Here is a 20994-nt window from a genome sequence, read left to right as displayed (position 1 = left end):
GACGGAGTCGTAGGGGCCTGACATGCCTACGTCAGTTTGATAGGCGGTGCCGTTGGGGAGGATCCGCTCGTCGGCGGTGGGGATGTGGGTGTGGGTGCCGAGCAGGGCGGTGATGCGGCCATCGAGATACCAGCCCAAGGCAACTTTTTCGCTGGTGGCTTCGCCGTGCAGGTCGAGGAGGATGACCTTGGCGGTGATCTTGCTGAGGAGCTCGTCGGCCTTACGGAAGGGGTCGTCGCAGGAGGACATGAAGACGCGGCACTGCAGGTTCATGACGGCGTAGCTTTGGCCGGTGGGGAGCTCGCCCTGGTAGACGCCGAAGCCCGGGGTGCCGACGGCATAGTTGGCGGGGCGCAGGACGCGGCGGCCGCGAACGTGGGAGTCGGCGGGGACGGTCATGTACTCGAAGATCTCGCGCTTGTCCCAGATGTGATTGCCGGTGGTGATGACGTGGGCGCCGAGGTCGAAGAGCTCTTCCGCGATGGAGGGGGTGATGCCGAAGCCTCCGGCGGCGTTCTCTCCGTTGATGACGAGGAGGTCGACGGCATTGGTTTCAAGGACGTGGGGAAGGTGTTCGCGGACGATGTGGCGGCCGGCGGAGCCAAAGACATCGCCGACAAAGAGAATGTTCACTTAAGAAGTTTACATGGCAGGCGGAGAGAAATCGTTGAATGCGCGAGCGATGAGTCATCGAATCCTTGGCTGGGTGTGGTAGCTTTTTTGCATGGCACAGAGTGGGCGGTTCCAGTTAAGCGTTCGGGTGTTGGCGGTGTTGGCGAGTGAGCCGGAGGCGATGCATACGTCGTCGGCGATTGCAGAGGCGCTGAAGGAGAGCGCTGTGATGGTGCGGAGGGCGTTCCTGCTGCTGCACAAAGCTGGATTGATTGAGCAGAAGAAGGGGCCGCATGGCGGGGCGAAGCTCAAGATTCCGGCGAAGCAGATTGGGCTTGGGGATGTGTTCGAGGCTACGGCCGGCGATTGGTTGAGTCTGGACGATAAGGCCGTGAGCGCATGGATCAAGAAGGTTCGCGCCGATGCGGTGGCCGCGATGAATGAGCACACGCTGGCTGGGGTGGTGAAGCGGATGAAGAAGAAGTAGATCTTCCGCGTGCGATAGTCGATCTCTTGACAGTGAGCAGGCCCTGGTGAGAATCAGGGCTTTGCTGCGTTTGCCGTGGTTTAGATGTCCTGAATGCTGAGGGTTCGCGGATCCGTGACTCGCTGCATGAAGGCTGCGGCGATCAGCATGCAGATGCCTCCTGCAAGGATGGCGTAGATGCGGTTGTTGTGGAGGAAATGGGTCATGATCCAACCGAAGAAGAGCGAGGCGAGAATCTCCGGCGTGACGACGAAGAAGTTGAAGATGCCCATGTAGACACCGGTGCGCTCGGGCGGCAGCGTGGCCGCGAGCATGGCGTAGGGCATGGAGAGCGTGCTGGCCCACGCGATGCCGACACCGAGCATAGTGAAGAGCAGCATGTACTTGTTATGCATAACGACGACGGAGATGAGGCCGATGGCGCCGCAGAGCAGGCAGGCGGTGTGGGTCTTCTTTCTGCCGATCTTTTTGGCGAGGGTGGGCAGAGCGAAGGAGAAGGCGAAGCAGACCGCGGAGTAGGCAGCGAAACAGATGCCTCCCCATTCGATGCCCTCTTTGTAGGCGGGGGAGGCGGGGTCGTTTGCGCCGAAGACGTTGTGAGCGACGGCTACGGGGAAGTAGAGCCACATACAGAAGAGGCCGAGCCAGGTGAAGAGCTGGACCGGGCCTAGTCTGCGCATGGTTTCGGGTGTGTCGGCGATTGCTGAGAGGATCTCCTTCGCGCCGGCGAGCAGGCCTGTTTTTTCTTTTTTGGCGCGGCGAAATGCTTCCATGTTCTCGGGGGGATATTCGGGTGTGGTGAAGATGGTCCAGAGGACAGAGCCGAGATAGGCTGCGGCGCCGATGTAGAACGAGATGCGGACGGTATTGGGGACGGCCCGGGTGTCGCCGACTACTTGAGTCATGTGAAAGACGTTGGTGAGCAGCCAGGGTAGCGCGGACGCGATGACGGCTCCGAGACCGATGAAGAGGCTTTGCATGGCGAAGCCACGGGTGCGTTGGCCTTCGGGGAGGATGTCGGCGACGAAGGCGCGAAAGGGCTCCATGCTGACGTTGATGGAGGCGTCTAGGATCCAGAGCATGCCGGCGGCCATCCAGAGGCTGGAGCAGTTGGGCATGAGAAGGAGCATGAGGGAGCTGAGAATGGCGCCGACGAGGAAGTAGGGACGGCGGCGGCCGAGCGGGCCCCAGGTGTGGTCGCTGGCGTTGCCGATGATGGGCTGGATGAGCAGGCCGGTGAGCGGCGCGGCGAGCCACAGGATGGGGATCTGGTCGGCGCGGGCACCGAGATACTCGTAGATGGCGCTCATGTTGGCCATCTGCAGTCCCCAGCCGAACTGAATGCCGAGGAAGCCGAAGCTCATGTTCCAGATCTGCCAGAAGTTTCGCTCGGGCTTTGTGATGCTGGGAGTCATAGCCGGGAAGCATAGCAGCCGTGGGGTTCACAGCGCCATGCATTTTGGCGGCGAGGGTTGGTTAGTGAAAGCGTAAAAGCAGAGAGAGGGCGACGAGTGAATCCGCCGCCTCTCCGCTTTGGGCTAGTGTTGCGTTAGGGGTAGGTGATGACCGGGCTGACGGTGCCGCCGTTCGCGCTGCTAACCGAGCCGCCGGTGTCGTTGATGACGTGAGTGATGGAGCCGCTGCCGTTGAGGAAGACGGTTCCGATGTCATTGACGCTAACGCCAGCAGCGTTGGGGACGGTCATGGCGTTGTCTTCGACGATGTTAACGCCGAGGTCAAAGAAGGAGTAGATGCCGAGACCGTATGCCTGGTGCGAGGTGACTCCCTTGGAGACGACGTAGGAGGGATAGCCATTTGCAGAGCCGTCCATCCATGCGGTCTGGCTGGGTGGATCGTAGGGCAGCTCGCTTTGGTAGAAGATGTTCTCGCCTGCGTTGCCGTTCCACAATACCTGTTCCTTCTGGTAGTGCTCTACGGCGAGGCCAAGCGCTGTGACTCTGTCTCCATTGACGACGAGGCCGTGGTCCGCGGTGTTGAGGGTCCAACCGACTCCGGCGCCGTGATCTGCTCGCCAGGCCCAGATGTCATCGAGCAGGACGTCGTTGCTGTTGACTTCGATGCTGGTGGTGGCGCTGCCTGCGGTGGCTCCGCCGATGCGGATGAAGATGTCGCTGAGAGAGGACGGATTTGCGGAGTGATTGCGGAAGAGGTTAATCCCGAAGCGATTGTCGAGGCTTCGTAGCCTGGTGCTGCCAAGCTGTATCAGCGTGGGTGAGTTGACGGGACCGGCATCGAGGATCAGCCCGGCGATCTGGACGCCATCGACATCGGTTACGGTGATCGCGGGCTTGCCGGTCTGGGGGACGAGTGTGGCGAATCCGAGGCCCAGCACGACGGTGTTGGGATAGAGGACGTTGATGGACTGGTTGAGTTTGTAGACGCCGGGCGTGAGGATGAGGCTCTTACCGAAGAGCAGGGCGAGGTTGATCTCAGCAACGCTGGTGTTGGGGTTGGCAATGAAGAAGTTTTCGATGGACTTCGATGTGCCTGGAGCGGTGCCGTTTGCCCAGATGACGCCGGACGAGTTCTTCTGCACGGCGGGGACGAAGACGTTGTAGTTGCCTTTGGCGTCGAGGTAGAGGAAGGGCTTTTCGCGACTGATTGGGGTGGTTGCGAGGGTGGTGTAGGTTGGGTTCGGATAGCTCTGCGTGGGAGCGTTGGCGACGCCGGAGAAGACCTGGTTCCAGACGGCGTTTGACCATCCTCCGAGGCTGCTGTCGCGCACATAAAACTGCTGCTGCGAGCCGTTGATGACGAAGGTGGTTTGCGAGTCGGCGATGAAGCCGCCGCTTGCGTACTGCAGTTGTCGGCGGCGAAGCACTGGTTGTAGACATCGACGTGGCCGTTGATGGTGACGTCGGTGGGCGAGGCGCCGAGGCCGGCTACATCGGTGTAGTAGCCGACCTGAAAGGTGAGCGGCTCGGCGGCGCTGCCGTAGATGCCGGGCTTGAAGAGCAGAGCGTAGCGCTGAGTGCCGAACTGGTTGCTGACCTGCTGAGTGGAGATGGCATCGACCGCTGCCTGAATCTGGCTGGTGGGCATGCTGGGATCGAAGACGAGGACGTTGGCGCCGAGGTTGGGAGAGCTTGCACTGGTTTGGGCGAGGGACGACGGGATGGAGGCGAGGCATGCAAGAAGTGTGCCGAGTATAAGGCCGGAGAGGGTCCGGCGTTTGAGGCGCACTTCTATTTTGATCCTGGACATTGGGGAGTCTCCTGTAACGTTTTAGCGCTCTTGGACTGCGACGAGGACTATAGGTTGCGGATTTTCCCGTTGTCAATTGGCCAGGGTGAATAGTGGATTTATTTTTTGACAGCGGCATAATGTGACTCGAAAGACCGAGCCTGAAGTCTGATTCACGCTGCCGAGTCGAGAGCCGATGGTTAGTCGTTGCGGATGTCGAGCGAGCCCATGCCTACGTTGATCTCGAGAGATCCGGAACCGGTTCCTGCGTAGTCCTTGCTGGTGGTGAAGTGGCCGTCGGAGCCGCCCGAGCGGTGGTCGTGGAGGGTGCCGAGGGCGACGTTGACTTCCATTTTGGAATAGCTCTTGTTGCTGTCGAGGAGAAGCTGCATGTGGCCCATGCCGACGTTGAACTCGCGGTTTCCGGCGCTTCCTGCGGCGTTGAAGTCGAGATTTCCGTAGCCCAGATTGATCTCGTTTTCGGAGTTCAGGCCCATGGGTAGCGTAACGGTGACGGTCGCGTGGGCTGCTTTGGAAAAGTTGAGATTGATGACGCCTTTGTCGGGCTGGATGCGGATGGTCTTGATGGAGTCAACGACTGTGTGCGTGCCTGATTGGGGATCAAGAGTTACGGCGAGGCTGATCTCCTTCGCATCGGGCTGAATTTTTATGCGCAGGTCGGCGCGGCAGATGTGGAGCTTCAGCTTGCCACTGGAGGCAAAGGGACGTGTGAGCTGGAGGTGATGGGGCTGAAGGATGTCGTCGGGGTTGGTGATGTAGTTGTGCGTGGTAAGGGGCTTGTCGAATTCACCGCAGTCCATGGCGTCGGATTGGGAGTTCGGGTCGGGCTGAGATTTTGATTGCGACTGGCCTGCGCGCACGGTGAGGGTGGTCGCAAGGATCAACGTGAGGGCATAGCAAAGTGGTTTGGGCACGAGGCTCTCCTGTAGTGCTGACTGGAGTACGTCGGGAACTTGTTGGGAGTTCCGTAAATTCGAGACTGCGTCAGGGCTTAGGGCGGAGGTTTTTGAGGAGGTCTTCGGCGGTGGGTTGGGTGTTGAGGATGTCGGTGGGGCTGAGCCAGGCGCGGCGGAGCTGGGTGATGCCGTAGCGCATCTGGTCGAGCTCTTCGGTGGCGTGGGCGTCGGTGTTGACTACGATTTTGCAGCCGTGTTGTTTGGCCAGGCGAAGGTGCAGGTCGTTGAGGTCGGCGCGGGCGGGGCTGGCGTTGTGCTCTGCGGCTACACCTTTTTGTGAGGCGGATTTCAGGATGGCGTCGATGTTGATGGCGTAGGGTTCGCGTCCCAGAACCTTGCGGCCAGTGGGGTGGCCGAGAATACGAACGTATGGGTTTTCGAGGGCGTGCAGGACCCGGGCGGTCATCTCTTCGACGGGCTGCGCGAAGTGGGAGTGGACGCTGGCTACGACGATGTCCATCTGGGCGAGAGTTTCGTCAGCGAGATCCAAGGAGCCGTCGGCGAGGATGTCGACTTCGATGCCTGGGAGGATGCGGAAGGCGAGATGTGCGCTGGAGCCGGCGAAATGCGGGGGTCTCTCCACTACGCTGCGCTCCGGTCGAGATGACGAGGTTTTGAGAAGCATCCACAGATCGGAGAGGTGCTGGTCTTTTGGTGGGGTGTCGCGGGCTAATGCTTCGTTGAGTGCCAGGAGGTCTTGTTGGAGTTCGGCATCGACCTCGCGGATGCGCTTGATGTGAGCGAGGGCTCGCGTGTCGTCGAGACCGTTGGTCATGGCGAGATTTTTGCTGTGGTCAGTGATGGCAATGTAAGAGAGGCCGCGGGCGAGTGCAGCTTCGGCCATCTGGCGGATGGTGTCGCGGCCGTCGGTGGCCTCGGTGTGCATGTGAAGGTCGCCGTGAATGTCGGCGATGGTGATGAGCTGCGGGAGAGTGTGGTTCGCAGCAGCTTCAAGCTCGCCTCCGTTCTCGCGGAGCTCAGGCGGAATGTAGTCGAGGTCGAGGGCGTTGTAGATATCCGCTTCGGTGGCGGCGGCTACGATGACGTTGTCTTCGAGGCGAAGGAGAGCGTACTCGCTGAGCGTGAGGCCGCGTTTGATGGCGCGCTGACGAAGAGCGACGTTGTGCATCTTCGAGCCGGTGAAATATTGCAGGGCCGCTCCGTAGCTTGCGCGTGGAAGAAGGCGGACGTCAACCTGGAGGTTGTTGCGCAGGGTAAAGGAGACCTTGTTCTGTCCTTTGGCGATGAGCTTGTCGATGAGCGGGAGCGCTGCGACGTGCTCGACGGCAGCGCTGACGACGTCGGGCTCGCAGGCGGGGCCGGTGACGAGAAGATCGAGGTCGCCTACGGTCTCGCGGCCACGGCGGAGGGAGCCTGCGGGGGTGATCTCGTCGATGCCGGGGAAGGCGCGGATGAGGTTAGAGATCGTGTCGGCGTACTGTTGGGCCTTATCGATGCGGAAGCGGCTGGAGTTTTTGCGATGGTCTTCGATGCCCTTGAGGAGCTTGGCGACAAACTTTTCGCCCATGCGCGGAAGCTTGGTGAGGTGGCCGGCCTTTGCGGCGGCTTCAAGACCGTCGATGTCGCAGACCTGGCAGGAGGACCAGACGAGCGCTACCGTCTTTGGGCCCATGCCCGGCAGGCGGAGCAGGTCGAGCATGGTGGCCTTGTATTTTTGCAGCAGCTCTTCGCGCAGGGGCATGGTGCCGGTGGTGAGGAGAAAGCAGATGTTCGCGGCCATGCCTTTGCCGATGCCAGGGATGGCGAGGAGTGCTTTGGGATCGTCGGTGAGGGTGGAGAGCTGGGTGGTTTGCTGCTCAACGGCCTCTGCGGCGCGGCGGTAAGAGCGGATCCGGAAGGGATCTGCTGAGTCGATCTCGAGGAGCGATGCAGTTTCGTCGAGGAGGCGTGCGATCGAGATATTGTCCATGGGTTGGCTTCAGGGCCGAAGCGGCCACTGAGTCAGTATGCAACATTTGCAAGTGGAAGAGGGTGCTGCAGGTCGAGCAGGGCTGGCCGTACGAGCCGCTGCACCGACCGGGGAGATACCGTTTGCTACTGAGTCTGCGTTGCTTCTTTGAGGCGCGCTACCTGATCAGCCTGCGGCCCTTTGGAACCCTGAATGATATCGAACTCTACTTCGTCGCCCTCTTTGAGACTTTTGTAGCCCTCGCGTTGGATGGAACTGTAGTGGACGAAGACATCGGCCCCGCCATCTCGACCCAGGAAACCGTAACCTTTCGCGTTGTTAAACCATTTCACTGTGCCCTTATATTGTGCCACTGGAGCTACTCCCTTTCATTCGTCTTCTAACCGTTGATGGTGTACCGGGAAGTGAAAGCGTTTCAACGGTAGCGCCACTAGCAAGATGTGACGCAAACAGCGTTGCGGGAGTTTTCTACAGGTAGCGGTGCAGGGCAATTTTTTAGCAGATCCGTCAGAGCGAATGCTCATCCATTGGGCTTATGGATGCGCATGGGTGTTTTTTTTGCATCTCCGTGCAACTTTTCGATGACGCGAAAACGAGCGCAAATTCTTGTTCCTTGCGTCGGGTAGAGGGTTGACTTTCGCTCAGAACTTTCGCGCGCGATTACAGGCGACCGGCGCGACGTGCCGCGTCATAGAGCATGAGGCCGAGGAGTGTCTTGCCATCGTGGATCTTGTTTGCAGCGACCAACTCGAGAGCTTCGGAGAGAGGCATGCGGAAGACCTCGATGTGCTCATCTGGCTCCGGGGTAGCGGTGCCTTCGCGGATGTCGCGGGCGAGGTAGATCTGCATCCACTCGCCGAGGAAGCCGGGGCTGGCGAAGTACTTGGTGAGGAGTGTCCAGCGTTTGGCGCGGTAGCCGGTCTCTTCGATCATCTCGCGCTTGGCGGCGGCGAGGATGGCCTCTCCTGGCTCGACGCGGCCGGCGGGGAGCTCGATGAGAAACTGACCGGCGGCGTGGCGATATTGGCGTTCGAGGATGATGTCGGGGTCGGCTGGATTCCTCGATTCGTCTACGGCAAGGATGACGACGGAGCCGTTGTGGCGAATGACATCGCGGGTGTTGATGCCGCCGCCAGGCTCTTCGACCTTATCGGTGAAGACGGAGAAGACTTTGCCTTTGTAGGACAGCTTGGAGGAGATCAGTTTGGACCTGTTCTTTGTGACGGCCTTCTTGTTTTGCGGGGTGTTTGCAGGCTGTGTGGCCTTTGGGGAGCTGGGCTTCTTGATCTTCTTTATTTGGGAGGCCATGAGGCTAAAGTATCATCCTGCATCTAGACTTGGGTGACGGGCATCCAACGGAATGCGCGGAAAATTTTATTGCCTGGCTGCGGGTTGTCGCGGCGTAAGAGACTGAGGATAGATCTGCATGAGCGTTGAGTGTTATCCGATGACGATATTGCCGCACGTTTCGCAGCTGTATCGCGACTATCTTGCGATGGCGGAGAGCGCCGGTGAGTCGTCGGTTCGGAAGTGGTACGGAGCGGAGCCCTTTGCGGGCGGGTGGATAGGGAAGGTAGCGCCGGTGCAAGATTCCGGGACGCTGGCAGATATCCTGGAACGGCAGGCGGTCGAGTTTGGTGCGGGGGACGCAGCGAAAGCAAATATTACGAAGCTTCGCGCGGGTGCACGCGCGGTGGTGACGGGCCAGCAGGTAGTGCTATTCGGTGGGCCGCTGCTGACGATTTTGAAGGCTGCCACGACTGTGGCTCGGGCGAAAGAGGCGACCAAAGCTACTGGTGTAGAGCATGTGCCGGTGTTCTGGATGGCGACCGAGGATCATGATCTCGAAGAGGTGAGCCACGTCTCGTTTCTGACGAAGACTTCAGTGGAGACTTTGAAGGCTGGACTGAAGGTAGCGCACGCGGTGCCTGTGGGCGGGGTGGTCGTCGGTTCCGAGCTTGAAGCAGTGTTGGAGCAGGCGAGCGAGTTGTTGGAGTTTGCGCCGGTCAGCGAGTGGCTGCGGGAGTGTTATCTGCCTGCTGATGGCGAGCGGCCTACACTGGCGCTGGCGTTCGGGCGGCTGATTGCGAAGATCTTCGCAGAGCAGGGTCTGGTGGTGATGGATGCGTCTTCGCGGGAGTTTCATGCGCTGGGGGCGAGTACGCTGCGATACGCGGTGGAGCATGCGGCGGAGCTACAGGACGCCTTAGTCGCCCGGAGCAAAGACCTGGTGGATCGTGGATATCATGCGCAGGTGCTGGTGGCCGAGGGTGGCTCAATGCTGTTTCTGCTGGATGAGGTGAGCGGGGAGCGGGTGGCTCTGCGGCGCGGCCCAGATGGAGTTTGGAAGGCCGGGGGGCGGAGTTATTCGACAGAGGAATTGATCGCGATTCTGGAGACGACACCAGAGCGGCTGAGTCCGAATGCCCTGCTAAGACCGGTGTTTCAGGATACGGTTCTGCCGACGGCGGCTTATGTAGGCGGCCCTGCGGAGATCGCTTATTTTGCGCAGAGTGCGGTCTTGTACGAGGCGATACTTGGCCGGATTACTCCGGTGTTGCCGCGTTTGAGCGCGACGCTACTGGAGCCTGCGATTGCCGCGGTGATGGATAAGGACGAGGTGCAGCTGCCGGATGCGATGACGACGGCGGAGGCTTTGGCGCAGCGGCTGGGCGCGAGAGCGATGCCGATCGAGGCGAAGCGCAAGCTGGCTGCCGTGGGCAACGCGGTGGAGACTGAGCTGGGTGCGCTGACGGAGTATCTGGCGGGGATGGATGAGTCGCTGGGGCGCGCTGCGGAGGTGTCGGGCTCGAAGATGCGATACCAGATGAACCGGCTGCGGCGGATGGCGGCGACGTTCGAGCTGCAGAAGGAGGCAAGCCTGAAGAAGCATGCGGAGGCGATTGTGCTGCACGTGTTTCCGGGGGGTCATCCGCAGGAGCGCGTGGTGGCCGGGGTTTGGTTTATGGCGCGGTATGGGGATGGTTTGGTGGAGAGGTTGGTGGAGGTTGCCGGGAACCAGTGTCCTGGGCATGTGGTGGTGCGGCTGTAGGCTGGTTGTCAGTTGAGGGGGCGGCCGTGCGGTTGCGGTATGCGGTTTTCATCCGCGGTTTTAGAATGGGTGGGTGAGGTGTGTTCGATGGGATTGAGCGATCAGCCGTTTGAGGTGATGTGTCCGGATTGTGGCGGGATGTTGAAGATAGACCCGGTGACGCGGGCGATTATTGCGCATAAGTCTGCTCCGAAGAAGAAGATGTTCGAGGACTTCGGCGAGGCGGCGAGGGCGCTGCGCGAGGCGGATGCTCGCAGGGATTCGATCTTTGCGCAGAGTGTGGATGCGCAGAAGAACAAAGATGATGTGATGGCAAAGAAGTTTGCCGAGGCGGTGAAGAAGGCGAAGGAGACCCCGCTGACCGATAGGCCGCTGCGAGACTTTGATCTGGACTAAGCAGTAGGGTCGATGACCCTACTGGGGTGAATCGGTTCGCTCAGCACGCCATTGAGCATGCCTGCCTTGAATTCCGTAGAGGCCAGACATAATATTTCCCTGGATCTGTCCTCGGAAGGTCAGCACCTCGCGGGTGTCGGTACTGAATTCGACGTGATGCACGTTCACCCAGCCTTGGAGTTTTCCTGATTGATGTGGGCCTTTGAACCGGCCGGTGAGGATGTTGCCGTTCTGCGTGATTTGGACGGTCTTCAAAGAGCTTCCCGCCTTGTTGATGTTGTTGGCGTAGATCGTCCAGCTGCCGGCGATGTTGTCTGGTGGTTGCTGCGGCTCGGGCTGTTGAGCTGACGCCACATAGCAGAGTGCGCTCGTCAGAAGTATGACCAAAAGCGTGTGCAGTTTCGAACGACGACTATCCATGACATCCCTCCGTTTGAGAAGCGTCTTTATTCATTCCAGAGGTTATACAACATCTTGCTGGGGTGGATTAGGAATGGTTTGGCTGAAACGGTAGACTGAAGAAATGCCACCAATCTTAAATGCGCAGGGTTTGACCAAGGCCTTTGGCGCGACGCCGTTGTTTCGTGAGATAAGTTTTACTGTGAGTGATGGAGATCGTATTGGGCTGATCGGGCCCAATGGCGCGGGGAAATCCACGCTGCTGAAGGTTTTGGCTGGCGATGAAGATGCTGATGCCGGGGATGTAGCCGTGCGGAAGCGTTCTCGGGTGGGATATGTGGCGCAGGAGTCGGTGTTTGCGCCGGGCGTGACCGTGCGCGAAGTGCTGGAGGCTGCGCTGGTGCGGGCCAAGGTGGCCGAGGGCGAGCATGAAGGCCGGCTACGGGAGACGAGTGGGCGGACGGGATTTCCTGATCTGAGTGCGGAGGCGGCGAGGCTGAGCGGAGGCTGGCGGAAGCGGCTGGCGATTGCCGAGGCCGTGGTGACGCATCCCGATGTGCTGCTGCTGGATGAGCCGACGAACCATCTGGATTTGGCCGGGATTGCCTGGCTGGAGGAGCTGCTGAATGAGGGTAGTTTTGCTTGTGTGCTTATCAGCCATGATCGTTATTTTCTTGAGAATGTTGCGACAGAGATAGTCGAACTGAACCGCGTGTATGCCGAAGGGCTGCTGCGGGTGAAGGGGACTTACTCGAAGTTCATCGAAGGCAAACAGGCGTACATGGAGGCGCAGAGCAAGCTGCAGGATGCACTGAAGAACCGCGTGAAGATCGAGGTGGACTGGCTGCGGCGCGGTCCGAAGGCTCGGAGCACGAAGGCGAAGGCGCGGATTGATAACGCGCAGGATCTGATCGGGCAGTTGAAGGAGGTCAACTCGCGGGTGCAGACCTCGAGTGCGGGGATCGATTTTTCGGCGACGGACCGGCAGACGAAGCGGCTGGTGGAGTTGGAAGATGTTGCGGTGGTGCTGGGAGACCGGAAGATCGTTGAGGGGTTGAATTTCCTGGTGACTTCGGGGATGCGCGTGGGATTGGTCGGGCCGAATGGAAGTGGCAAGACGACGCTGCTGCGTTTGCTGACGAGCGAGTTGGAGCCTTCGAAGGGGACGATCAAGAAGGCGGCTTCGCTGAAGATCGTCTACTTCAGCCAGATGCGCGAACTGGAGGAGGGGGTGACGCTGCGGCGTGCGCTGGCTCCCGATTCTGACTCGGTGGTGTATCAGGGCAGGGTGGTGCATGTGGCGAGCTATGCCACGAAGTTTCTCTTTACCAGCGAACAGCTGAATCAGCCTGTGGAGCGGCTGAGCGGAGGAGAGCGGGCGCGGGTGTTAATCGCGAAGCTGATGTTGGAGCCGGCGGATCTGTTGCTGCTTGACGAACCGACGAACGATCTGGATATTGCGACGCTCGAGATTCTGGAGGAGAGCCTGCTGGAGTACACGGGCGCACTGGTATTAGTGACCCACGATCGTTACATGTTGGACAGGGTTTCGACGATTGTGCTGGGGCTGGATGGGCGTGGCGGGTCGGAGATGTTTGCCGACTACTCGCAGTGGGAGCAGTGGAGAGGCGTGAAGGTAGAGGAGGCGATCGCTCCGGGGACTGCGGGGATTGCGGTTTCGCCTGCTGCTTCTGTCGCGTCGAACGGAGCATCGGGGAAGAAGAAGCTTTCTTACCTGGAGGCTCGCGAGTATGCGGGGATTGAGGCGGCGGTGGAGGCGGCGGAAGATCGTCTGCAGACGGCGCGGGAGCTGATTGAAGATCCGGCGGTGGCGGTAGATGCGGCGCGGCTGACGGCTGCGCTTGCGGAGATGGAGGCAGCGCAGGAGGCTGCGGATGGCCTCTACGCGCGATGGGCCGAGCTGACCGAAAAAGTCGGGTAGCCCGTCTATAAAAGTTGAGTGACCAACTTCTGCGCGTGGCACGTTTCACGGTATGCTGCTGGAACGATGAGAAAACTTTTTGGCGGAATAATCCTAGGGGTCGCTGCGGCCTCCTGCGCGGCGCAGGATGCGGGGCTGGCGAAGCATGCGGTGGTGGTGCGGGCGGCGCGGATGCTGGATGTGGCGGCGGGCAAGGTGGTGTCGCCCGGAATAGTGCTGGTGGAGGGAGAGCGAATCGTCCTGGTGGGGGCGGAGGCGAAGATGCCAGCCGGGACTGAGGTGATTGACCTCGGCGATACGACGCTGATGCCGGGTCTGATCGATGCGCATGTGCATCTGTTTCTGCATCCGGGTGCGGAGGATCTGCAGACGGTGCAGGAGAGCGTACCGGAGAGAACGTTGATCGCAGCAGGGGCTGCTAAGGCGGATCTGATGGCGGGGTTTACCGCTGAACGCGATATGGGGAGCGAAGGTGCGGGCTGCGCGGATGTTGCAGTGCGCAATGCGATCAACTCGGGGTTGATCCCTGGACCGCGGATGCGGATGAGCTGCAATGCCGTGGATCTGACCGGCGGGCACGAGGACGCGATCGGGTACAACCCGGCGCAGAAGGTGCTCTCGAATGCGGACTACGCGGACTCCGCCGAGGAGATTGTGAAGGTGATGCGCAAGCAGCGTAAAGGCGGCGCGGACTTCACGAAGATCTATGAGACAGGGCCGGATTTGTTTCACGATGCAGCGTTTCAGACGCCGTATCAATACACCGAAGAGGAGTTGACGGCGGCGGTGAAGGAGGCCGAACGGACTGGTGGAGTTGCCGGTTCAGGGCGCGGCGTGGCCGTGCATGCGACAGGCGAGCCGGGGACGGGCTATGCGGTCGCGGCGGGCGTGGCTTCGGTGGATCACGCTTATCAGTTGAGCGATGCCACGATGAAGGGGATGAAGGAGAAGCAGATCTACGCGGTGCCTACCTTTGCGATTGCGGAGTACTTCGCCGAACATGCGTCTACGCCCGCGAGGGCGGAGTGGGATCGCAAGGAGCAGATCTACCACGCAGCGGAGTTCAAGAAGCAGTTGGCTGCTGGCGTGCCGATGGCGGTGGGAAGCGACGTGGGGCCATTTCCGCATGGAACGCAGGCGCGCGAGCTAGAGTTGATGGCGGAGTTTGGCATGAAGCCGATGGCGGTGCTGCAGGCGGATCTGCTTAACGGAGCAAGGCTGTTGGGCTGGGCGGGGAAGATTGGAGAGTTGAAGGCCGGATATTATGCCGATGTGATCGCCGTGCCGGGAAATCCGGCGGAAGATATCTCGGCGACGACGAAGGTCGTGTTTGTGATGAAGAATGGCGTCGTCTACAAGCGGCCCTAGATTTTGCGGAATCGTGAAGCTGAAAACACGATGCCCACCCTGGCGCGATAAGACTGCGCTCACGGTGGGCATCTGCTGCATAGACGCTTCTATTTGGCGGGAGGAGCCCACTGCTCGTCGGCGGATGGGCCGTAGAGTGCAGGGACAGGAATGTCGTTGAGACGAAGGTAGACGCCGAGCTGCGCGGTGTGATGGATGAGGTGGTCGAAGCACATGCTGCGAAAGGTGAGGGAGCGTGGGCTGTGCGAGATGATCTGGTCGCCGAAGCTGAACTTCCAAGGCGCGGCGAGGTGTTCGTCGCTGGCTGCTGCAAGGGAGGCGCGGCATTTGGCGGATGCTTCGTCGAGCTGCTTGAGAGCGTTCTCTCGAGTGGTGAACTCGAGGGACATGTGAGGACGCTTGGAGTTGGCCATGTCCATGCCGTCGTCTTCGAGGATGTAGTGGCCGAACATGAGGATGGTGGCGCAGTGCATGGCGAGCTTGCCGAGGGGCGTGGACTTGTCGTGACACTTCCAATCGTTCTTGCCTTCGGGAACACGCTCCAGTGTGCGGCGAGTGTTGGAGATCTCGATGTTGTAGTCCTGGAGGAGAATTTCAGAGACGGTCATATTGGCTCCTTTGATGTCGACAGCAGGATATAGGAAGGGGTTGTGAGAAAGAACAATGGCGAAGGCGAAAAAAGATCCGCCAACTGCGTCTCTACGATGCGATTACGAGAGAAGTAGTTGGCGGATCGGGTTAGAGAGCGATGAGTTAGAGGCCGGTAGTGTTGTAGCCGCAGTCTACGAAGGTGATTTCTCCGGTTATGCCGCTGGCGAGATCGCTACACAGGAAGGCGGCGGTGTTGCCGACTTCAAGCTGGTCGACGTTGCGGTGAAGTGGCCCGCGCTCTTCGACGGCGGTGAGGATCTTGGTGAAGTCTCCGATGCCACGTGCGGCAAGGGTCTTGATGGGGCCGGCGGAGATCGCGTTGACGCGAATCTTCCTGGCGCCGAGATCAGAGGCGAGGTAGCGCACGGCAGCCTCAAGGCCCGCCTTGGCGACGCCCATGATGTTGTAGTTGGGGAAGACCTTCTCCGCGCCGTAGTAGGTGAGGGTGAGGATCGAGCTGCCTTCGGCCATCAGCGGCTCTGCGCCGCGTGCGAGCGCGATCAGCGAATAGACGCTGATGTCGTGGGCGATGCGGAAGTCTTCGCGCGCGGTGTGGAGCACGTCATTCTTGATGTTGGGGGCGAAGCCTATGGAGTGCACGAGAATGTCGATCTTGCCGTAGGCGGATTTGAGTTGTTCAAACACAGCGTCAATGTCCGCATCGACGGCGACATCGCAGCGAAAGGTCTTGGTGCCGGGCAGGTCAGCTGCAAGCTCGTCGGCCTCGCGCTGGAGGCGCTCGTTCTGGTAGCAGATGGCGAGGGTAGCGCCGGCTTCGGAGAGCTTCTGGGCGATGCCCCAAGCGATGCTGCGTTTGTTGGCGAGGCCGAAGACGACGGCTACTTTGCCTTTGAGGTCGATCATGATGCGAAGGGTCCTTTCGAAACGGCTTGGGCAGCGAAGGCATGGCCCAGCAGAAAGGATAGCAGGGAGAGGGCGCAGGCGAGTACCCAATGACTTCCTCTATAGTGGAGGGCGCTGGTTGAGGAGGAGTTCTGATGTCGGAGTTTTCACGGAGACGGTTTTTGCAGACTGGCAGCGGGTTGGCGATGGCGTCGGTGTTGCCTGGCGCGGCGATGCTGGGAGAAGAGCAGACCCAGGTGGAGGGGAGTGGGGACCGGGTGCGGTTTGCGAGCATCGGGGTGGGAATTCAGGGATCGTCGCTGCTGAGGGCTGCCGTGACGCTGCCGCAGGCGCAGTGCGTTGCGGCGTGCGATCTGTACGACGGGCGGCATACGCTGGCGAAGGAGATTGCCGGAAGCGGCATCAAGACGACGCGCCGCTATCAGGAGATTCTGGAGGACAAGAATATCGAAGCCGTGATCGTCGCGGTGCCGGATCACTGGCATAAGCAGATCACGGTGGATGCGATTCGCGCCGGAAAAGACGTTCACTGCGAGAAGCCGATGGCGCACACCATCGCTGAGGGCGAGGAGATGGTCGCGGCGGTGAAGGCCAGCAAGAACTTCGTGCAGGTGGGTTCGCAGCGGGTGAGCTCGAAGGTGTTCGCCAAGGCGAAGGAGTTGTACGACGCCGGGTCGATCGGCGAGGTGCATCAGGTGGAGCTGCAGCTTGGCAGAAACTCACCGGGGGGCGCGTGGGTGTATCCGCCGCCGCTGGATCTGTCGCCGGAGACGCTGGACTGGGTGACCTGGGAGGGAACCGCGCCGAAGAAGGCATTCGATCCGATCGCGTTTGCGCGGTGGCGGGCCTTTCGTGAGTACGGCACCGGAATGGCCGGCGACCTGATGGTGCATCTGCTGAGCGGAATGCAATTTGTAACCGGCATCAATGCAATTCCGGATAAAGCTTTTTCGATCGGCGGGATCTATCGCTGGAAGGATGGGCGAAATATGCCAGATCTGATGGTGACCTCCTTTGACTACAGCAACGTCGCGGTAACCGTGCGGCTGACGCTGGGAACAGAGACGCCCGAGGTGACGCGAATCATGGGGCCGAAGGGCGTGATCGAGATTTCAAATACCAATACGGTGACGCTGATTCCACAGCTTGGTGTGGACCGCTCGCCTGCGTATGGGATCAACGGATTTCCAGCGGCGATGCATGCGGCCTACGAGAAGCAGTGGCATGCGGAGCACGATGCGTTTCTGGAGCAGCATCCGCTGGATGACACGATGATGTGGAAGGGGCCGTCGTGGGATGAGTTGAGGCCGCACCTGGCGACCTTCTTCGATGCGGTTCGTTCGCGAAAGCCTGTGGCGGAGGATGTAGTCTTCGGTCATCACGCAGCCGCAGCCTGCCACATGGCGAATGCTTCGTACTTCGAGAAGAAGGTGATCGAAAGGAAGGCCTAAAGGGTCAGCCAGTCGTACTGCGCGTCCGTGAGCGGGACGACCGAGAGACGAAACTGGCGGAACATGATGGAGTCCTTGAAGACTGGCGCGTTGCGAATCTCGTCCAGTGGTTTTTCTGCTTTGAGGCGCTTCACGGGCTTGATGCGGACTTGCGGGTTCTTGGGATCAGTCGCTTCGACAGAGACGACCTTGGCGGTGCCAATAGCCGCTTTGCCGATGTTGGAGTGATAGATGACGAGCTTCTCGCCCTTCTTCATGCCGCGAAGATAGAGGAGTGCCTGGTTGTTGGAGATGCCGTCCCACGTGGTCTCGCCGTCGCGCTCGAGATCCTCGAAGGAGTATTTGTTCGGTTCGGTCTTCAGCAGGAAGGGCATTTTTGAGGCTCCAATTGCGGATTGGATTGTTCGCGTGAGGGCGACTCTCGATCAGTATAGTTTGTCTCAGCATCCTCTTAGCCAAAAGGAAGAGGCGCTATCGATGACGGGTTGTTCCTGCAGAGAGAGGGGCACATCGATAAACGTGCCCCTCTTCCATTTTGAAATGATATTTACGATGTGGTGATGTTGCCGTTTAGCCCGTTGGGGAAGAATCCACCCTTGGAAACTCCCGTTTGCCCAGCCGCTCCGTACACGATCTGCAATATTTGAGAGGTGCTACGGGTAAAAGCGAGAGCAAGAGGTACGGTAGAGCTTGCATTGAAGGTACCGGAAGTGGCAAAGAATCCTCCGGCGGCGGTGGGTCCCTGGGCTGCGAGGACCGCCGCACCGGGATCTGAGGTGGGGACATCGAGGGAGTCTGCCGCGGCAAACGGAGCGGATTGCTGAATTGAGAGCAGCCGTAAGGCTCCTGCCTGAAATCCTTCGACGGCTAAGATCTGAGTGGCGTAAGCAAGATTCTGTGCGGTCAGCAAAGCGGTTGCCCCCGCATAGGCGGTGGTGCCGACGTCCTCAAACTGACGGGATATGGTCAGCACATTCGCGGAGGTGACAGGCCCCGCTGCCGCCAAATTCAGCGCAGGCCGGGCAACGTGATTCGGCCCAATTAGGCTTTGCAGGTCGGCGACGTGAGACATTTCGTTGAAGAAAATCTCGTTGAAGATGTCGGTCGTCTGCTGATTGGAAAAGGCGATCTTGCTGGTTGGGTTGCCGGTGATTGCTCCGCTGCCGTTAGTGAGAGTGGATGGCAGATCGATGCCCTGGGTAGCAAAGGAATAAAAGGTGGCTTCGAGATATTCCAGGTTGAGCGCGAAGTTTAGAACGTCTGTCTCCGAGGGGCTTGCCGCCATGACGGTGGGAGACCCGTTTCCACTGCATCCGCTCAGGAGACTGATTCCTGCAGTTGCGCCTGCCAGGCCGAGGCCAGCCATAAAGTTTCTTCGATTTACGATACGTTGCGTGCGAATCTCTTTTGCTTGTTCTACCGAGATATCTTCAAGCGCCTGTCTCTCTTCATTCAGGATCATGTGGGACAACTCCTTTTCTACTTGAGATAACAATGGAGTTAGTCTTTTATTCCACTTCAGAGTTCAGGGCATGTCGTTTCAGCCCCCAAGATCGACGAGGTTCACTTCAGCTACGGGTTGGCCGAGGAAGTTGGAGCCGAGGCGCTGGAACTTTTCGATAGAGTCGGTGGCATAGAAGAGGCACGTGGGTTTGGCAGTGCCGGTCAGGTTCGGAAAGTGTTCTGCGACAAGCTTCGCGGCGGCACGGGCCGCGGCGTCGGCGGAGTCGATGACGGTGAGTGGGTGGCCGATGGCGTCAAGAGTGCGATGAATCGCTGGTTCGAGCAACGGGTAGTGAGTACAGCCGAGTAGAAGGGTTTGCGTGGCGGGTGCGGCGGCCAGGGCTTCGGTGAGGTAGATCTTCAGGACATCGTCGGTGACGGCGTGGTCGGTCCAGCCCTCTTCAACGAGCGGGACCAGGAGCGGGCAGGCCTTCTCGCAGGCTTCGAGACCAAGGGCGTTGAGCGCGTGGGTGTAGGCGTGGGATTGCACGGTAGCGGGAGTAGCGAGGACCAGAACATGGTGCGGGTCGCTAACCTTAGAGGAGAGGCTGGGTTGGTTGGAGGCTGCGAGCGCGGCCTGTGCGCCGGGTTGGACTACTCCAATGACGGGGATGGGCAGAGCCTGCTGAATGTCTTCGAGAGCGAGGGCCGTAGCGGTGTTGCAGGCGACGACGAGGATCTCGGCGCCTTGTTCGTGGAGAAACCTGGCGCTGGAGACGGCGTAGCGGGCGATGGTCTCGCGGGATTTGGAGCCGTAGGGAAGACGCGCGGTGTCTCCGAGGTAGACGTAGTGCGCACCGGGGATCAGGGGCAGCAGGGCGCGGAGGACGGTGAGCCCGCCAAAACCGGAGTCGAAGACGCCGATGGTGGGGGCGGGGGCGCTGTGTTCTTTTGCGGTCGGTCTTTCGGTCATGACTCTTTCGGTTATAGCGGAGGAGCTTCGGTTGGTGGGGCTGGGTGCGAGGTGGTATCGGTGGCGGGGTAGGTGCGAAGCAGATCGGCGTGGCCGGCCAGGGTATCGTGCGGCTGTCCGTCGACCAGAAAGCGAATGCCGGTGACTTGAGGGAGCGCGGCGTGCAGCGTCCCGATGAGCGATTGCAAAGTCAACGCCTCCACCTGGATGCCGGAGGGATGGTTATCGACGAAGGAGCCGTGCAGGTTGACGACGGCCAGCTGGCCTCCCTGAGAGTTCGAGTCGGCCGGGGTGTCGAGGAGGAAGAGGTCGTCGATCGACGGGCCACTCTGCAGTGGATGGTTGGAGTTCGGCAGAGCGTAGGCGGCCAGAAGGTGCTCCAGCAGCGTGCGGGCCCGCAGGGTCGGAGCCTGCGGCAGCGCGAGAGATTCAGTGGTTGGAGTAATAGAGGCGTCGGAGTCGTTGGCGAGATAGAACGTGACGTCTTCGCTGCTGGTGGCCGTGGGTGCGGAGATGGGAGTGGCGTCGTTCAGAGAGGCCAGACGCTTGTGAGCCTGCTGACAGCCATGCAACAGGAACGCAGACATGAGGAAGATGCCGCCGAGGAGGCTCCAGAAGAGGATGCGCTGGTAACGTGGAATCATCGCGGCGCTCCGCCTGCCGTGCTCTGGTTTCTGCGCCAACTGGTAAGGCCGGTGGCGATGGCCTGGGCGACCTGCTGCTGGTAGTTGTTATCGCTGACCGGAGTGGCGTCACCGTCTGCGGGGGTAAGCGGTGCGATCTCAATGGCGACGGCGGGACAGGTGACGTTGTCGAGTGGGCGAAGCGAGGCGCGGGTGAGCAGCACCGGAAGCCTGGCGTGGAGCAGAGCCACGCCAAGGGCGTTGGCCAAGCCAAGACTCTGTGGCACGAACGCGGATTGAGCGGTATCCCAGGCTACGGCGTGGTGGGAGTCTGCATCGAGGGACTCATCGGGTTGCGCTACATCGGAGGTGATGAGGTGAATGCCATTGCCGCTGGCCGTGGCGTGAAGAATGACACAGGCGGTCGGATGCAGGTGGTTGGCGATCTCGGCGCGCTGGTCGGTAGTGAAGGGAACAGTTGGATCGGAGTCGCGGGTGGCGATGACGGAGAAGCCGCTGGAGGACAGAACGGTGCGCAGCCTGGCGGCGAAGGCGAGGGTGAAGGACTTTTCGGGGAGATTGTCGGAGAGCCTGGCGCCGGAGTCAGCGCCGCCATGTGCTG

General features: G+C 60.3%; 22 protein-coding genes. 7 read left to right on the top strand and 15 right to left on the bottom strand.

Annotation, left to right across the window (positions count from 1 at the left end; translation table 11 throughout):
- On the bottom strand, positions 1 to 633 hold a 633-nt coding region (locus GSQ94_RS07725; RefSeq protein ID WP_158942989.1), incomplete at its 3' end, for a TIGR00282 family metallophosphoesterase.
- A 91-nt stretch (positions 634 to 724) separates the two neighbouring features.
- Here GSQ94_RS07725 and GSQ94_RS07720 point away from each other — a divergent pair.
- Positions 725 to 1099 carry an Rrf2 family transcriptional regulator gene (locus GSQ94_RS07720; protein ID WP_158942988.1) on the top strand — a complete coding sequence of 125 codons (375 nt, stop codon included), beginning with the start codon at positions 725 to 727 and terminating at the stop codon, positions 1097 to 1099.
- 80 nt (positions 1100 to 1179) lie between these two features.
- Here the strand turns inward: GSQ94_RS07720 and GSQ94_RS07715 are convergent, their stop codons facing one another.
- Positions 1180 to 2514: an MFS transporter gene (locus GSQ94_RS07715; RefSeq protein WP_158942987.1), complete on the bottom strand. Its 1335-nt coding sequence runs from the start codon at positions 2512 to 2514 to the stop codon at positions 1180 to 1182.
- Between the two features lie 134 nt (positions 2515 to 2648).
- Positions 2649 to 3941 (bottom strand): coagulation factor 5/8 type domain-containing protein, encoded by a 1293-nt coding sequence (locus GSQ94_RS07710; protein WP_254063723.1) that lies wholly within the window; start codon positions 3939 to 3941, stop codon positions 2649 to 2651.
- On the opposite strand from GSQ94_RS07710, the gene GSQ94_RS21340 reads away from it, so the two are divergent.
- Positions 3911 to 4417 (top strand): hypothetical protein, encoded by a 507-nt coding sequence (locus GSQ94_RS21340; RefSeq protein WP_254063722.1) that lies wholly within the window; start codon positions 3911 to 3913, stop codon positions 4415 to 4417. The two genes, GSQ94_RS07710 and GSQ94_RS21340, sit on opposite strands and share 31 nt — an antisense overlap.
- An 86-nt stretch (positions 4418 to 4503) precedes the next feature.
- On the opposite strand, the gene GSQ94_RS07705 is transcribed toward GSQ94_RS21340, so the two are convergent.
- The 4 genes from GSQ94_RS07705 to GSQ94_RS07690 form a co-directional block, all read right to left on the bottom strand.
- Positions 4504 to 5238, bottom strand: a complete 735-nt coding sequence (locus tag GSQ94_RS07705) for a hypothetical protein (protein WP_158942986.1) — start codon at positions 5236 to 5238, stop codon at positions 4504 to 4506.
- A gap of 70 nt (positions 5239 to 5308) precedes the next feature.
- Positions 5309 to 7210, bottom strand: a complete 1902-nt coding sequence (locus GSQ94_RS07700; RefSeq protein ID WP_158942985.1) for a helix-hairpin-helix domain-containing protein — start codon at positions 7208 to 7210, stop codon at positions 5309 to 5311.
- A 125-nt stretch (positions 7211 to 7335) separates the two neighbouring features.
- Complete coding sequence (locus GSQ94_RS07695) at positions 7336 to 7563, bottom strand: cold-shock protein (RefSeq protein WP_158942984.1); 228 nt, start codon at positions 7561 to 7563, stop codon at positions 7336 to 7338.
- Between the two features lie 307 nt (positions 7564 to 7870).
- Positions 7871 to 8518: an NUDIX hydrolase gene (locus tag GSQ94_RS07690; RefSeq protein ID WP_158942983.1), complete on the bottom strand. Its 648-nt coding sequence runs from the start codon at positions 8516 to 8518 to the stop codon at positions 7871 to 7873.
- Positions 8519 to 8636: 118 nt separating this feature from the next.
- Here GSQ94_RS07690 and bshC point away from each other — a divergent pair, with 118 nt between their 5' ends.
- Positions 8637 to 10262 carry a bacillithiol biosynthesis cysteine-adding enzyme BshC gene (bshC, locus tag GSQ94_RS07685; protein ID WP_158942982.1) on the top strand — a complete coding sequence of 542 codons (1626 nt, stop codon included), beginning with the start codon at positions 8637 to 8639 and terminating at the stop codon, positions 10260 to 10262.
- Positions 10263 to 10349: 87 nt separating this feature from the next.
- Positions 10350 to 10658, top strand: coding sequence for a hypothetical protein (locus tag GSQ94_RS07680; RefSeq protein ID WP_158942981.1), 309 nt, complete (start codon positions 10350 to 10352; stop codon positions 10656 to 10658).
- An 18-nt stretch (positions 10659 to 10676) separates the two neighbouring features.
- Here the strand turns inward: GSQ94_RS07680 and GSQ94_RS07675 are convergent, their stop codons facing one another.
- On the bottom strand, positions 10677 to 11078 hold the full coding sequence (locus tag GSQ94_RS07675) for a hypothetical protein (protein WP_158942980.1): 402 nt from the start codon (positions 11076 to 11078) through the stop codon (positions 10677 to 10679).
- A gap of 103 nt (positions 11079 to 11181) precedes the next feature.
- Here GSQ94_RS07675 and GSQ94_RS07670 point away from each other — a divergent pair, with 103 nt between their 5' ends.
- Positions 11182 to 12999: an ABC-F family ATP-binding cassette domain-containing protein gene (locus tag GSQ94_RS07670; RefSeq protein ID WP_158942979.1), complete on the top strand. Its 1818-nt coding sequence runs from the start codon at positions 11182 to 11184 to the stop codon at positions 12997 to 12999.
- Positions 13000 to 13065: 66 nt separating this feature from the next.
- A complete protein-coding gene (locus GSQ94_RS07665) occupies positions 13066 to 14367 on the top strand; it encodes an amidohydrolase family protein (protein ID WP_158942978.1) in 1302 nt (433 codons plus the stop codon).
- A gap of 89 nt (positions 14368 to 14456) precedes the next feature.
- Here the strand turns inward: GSQ94_RS07665 and GSQ94_RS07660 are convergent, their stop codons facing one another.
- On the bottom strand, positions 14457 to 14975 hold the full coding sequence (locus GSQ94_RS07660) for a DinB family protein (protein WP_158942977.1): 519 nt from the start codon (positions 14973 to 14975) through the stop codon (positions 14457 to 14459).
- Between the two features lie 145 nt (positions 14976 to 15120).
- Positions 15121 to 15882 (bottom strand): enoyl-ACP reductase, encoded by a 762-nt coding sequence (locus tag GSQ94_RS07655; RefSeq protein WP_158942976.1) that lies wholly within the window; start codon positions 15880 to 15882, stop codon positions 15121 to 15123.
- A 134-nt stretch (positions 15883 to 16016) separates the two neighbouring features.
- On the opposite strand from GSQ94_RS07655, the gene GSQ94_RS07650 reads away from it, so the two are divergent.
- The gene (locus GSQ94_RS07650; RefSeq protein WP_158942975.1) at positions 16017 to 17333 is read left to right on the top strand and encodes a Gfo/Idh/MocA family protein; all 1317 of its coding nucleotides are present in this window, start codon (positions 16017 to 16019) and stop codon (positions 17331 to 17333) included.
- On the opposite strand, the gene GSQ94_RS07645 is transcribed toward GSQ94_RS07650, so the two are convergent.
- The 5 genes from GSQ94_RS07645 to GSQ94_RS07625 all read right to left on the bottom strand — a co-directional run.
- Positions 17330 to 17707, bottom strand: coding sequence for an EVE domain-containing protein (locus tag GSQ94_RS07645; protein WP_158942974.1), 378 nt, complete (start codon positions 17705 to 17707; stop codon positions 17330 to 17332). The genes GSQ94_RS07650 and GSQ94_RS07645 overlap by 4 nt on opposite strands.
- 173 nt (positions 17708 to 17880) lie before the next feature.
- Positions 17881 to 18795, bottom strand: a complete 915-nt coding sequence (locus GSQ94_RS07640; protein ID WP_158942973.1) for a ferritin-like domain-containing protein — start codon at positions 18793 to 18795, stop codon at positions 17881 to 17883.
- Positions 18796 to 18873: 78 nt separating this feature from the next.
- On the bottom strand, positions 18874 to 19749 hold the full coding sequence (gene murI, locus GSQ94_RS07635) for a glutamate racemase (RefSeq protein ID WP_158942972.1): 876 nt from the start codon (positions 19747 to 19749) through the stop codon (positions 18874 to 18876).
- Positions 19750 to 19760: 11 nt separating this feature from the next.
- The gene (locus tag GSQ94_RS07630) at positions 19761 to 20393 is read right to left on the bottom strand and encodes a GerMN domain-containing protein (protein WP_158942971.1); all 633 of its coding nucleotides are present in this window, start codon (positions 20391 to 20393) and stop codon (positions 19761 to 19763) included.
- A partial coding sequence (locus GSQ94_RS07625; RefSeq protein ID WP_158942970.1) for an N-acetylmuramoyl-L-alanine amidase occupies positions 20390 to 20994 on the bottom strand: 605 nt, incomplete at its 5' end. The genes GSQ94_RS07630 and GSQ94_RS07625, both read right to left, overlap by 4 nt.

Source organism: Granulicella sp. S190, assembly GCF_009766095.1.
GTDB lineage: Bacteria > Acidobacteriota > Terriglobia > Terriglobales > Acidobacteriaceae > Edaphobacter.
The sequence above is the reverse complement of the archived record's forward strand: the minus strand, read 5'-3'. Positions and strand labels throughout refer to the sequence as shown.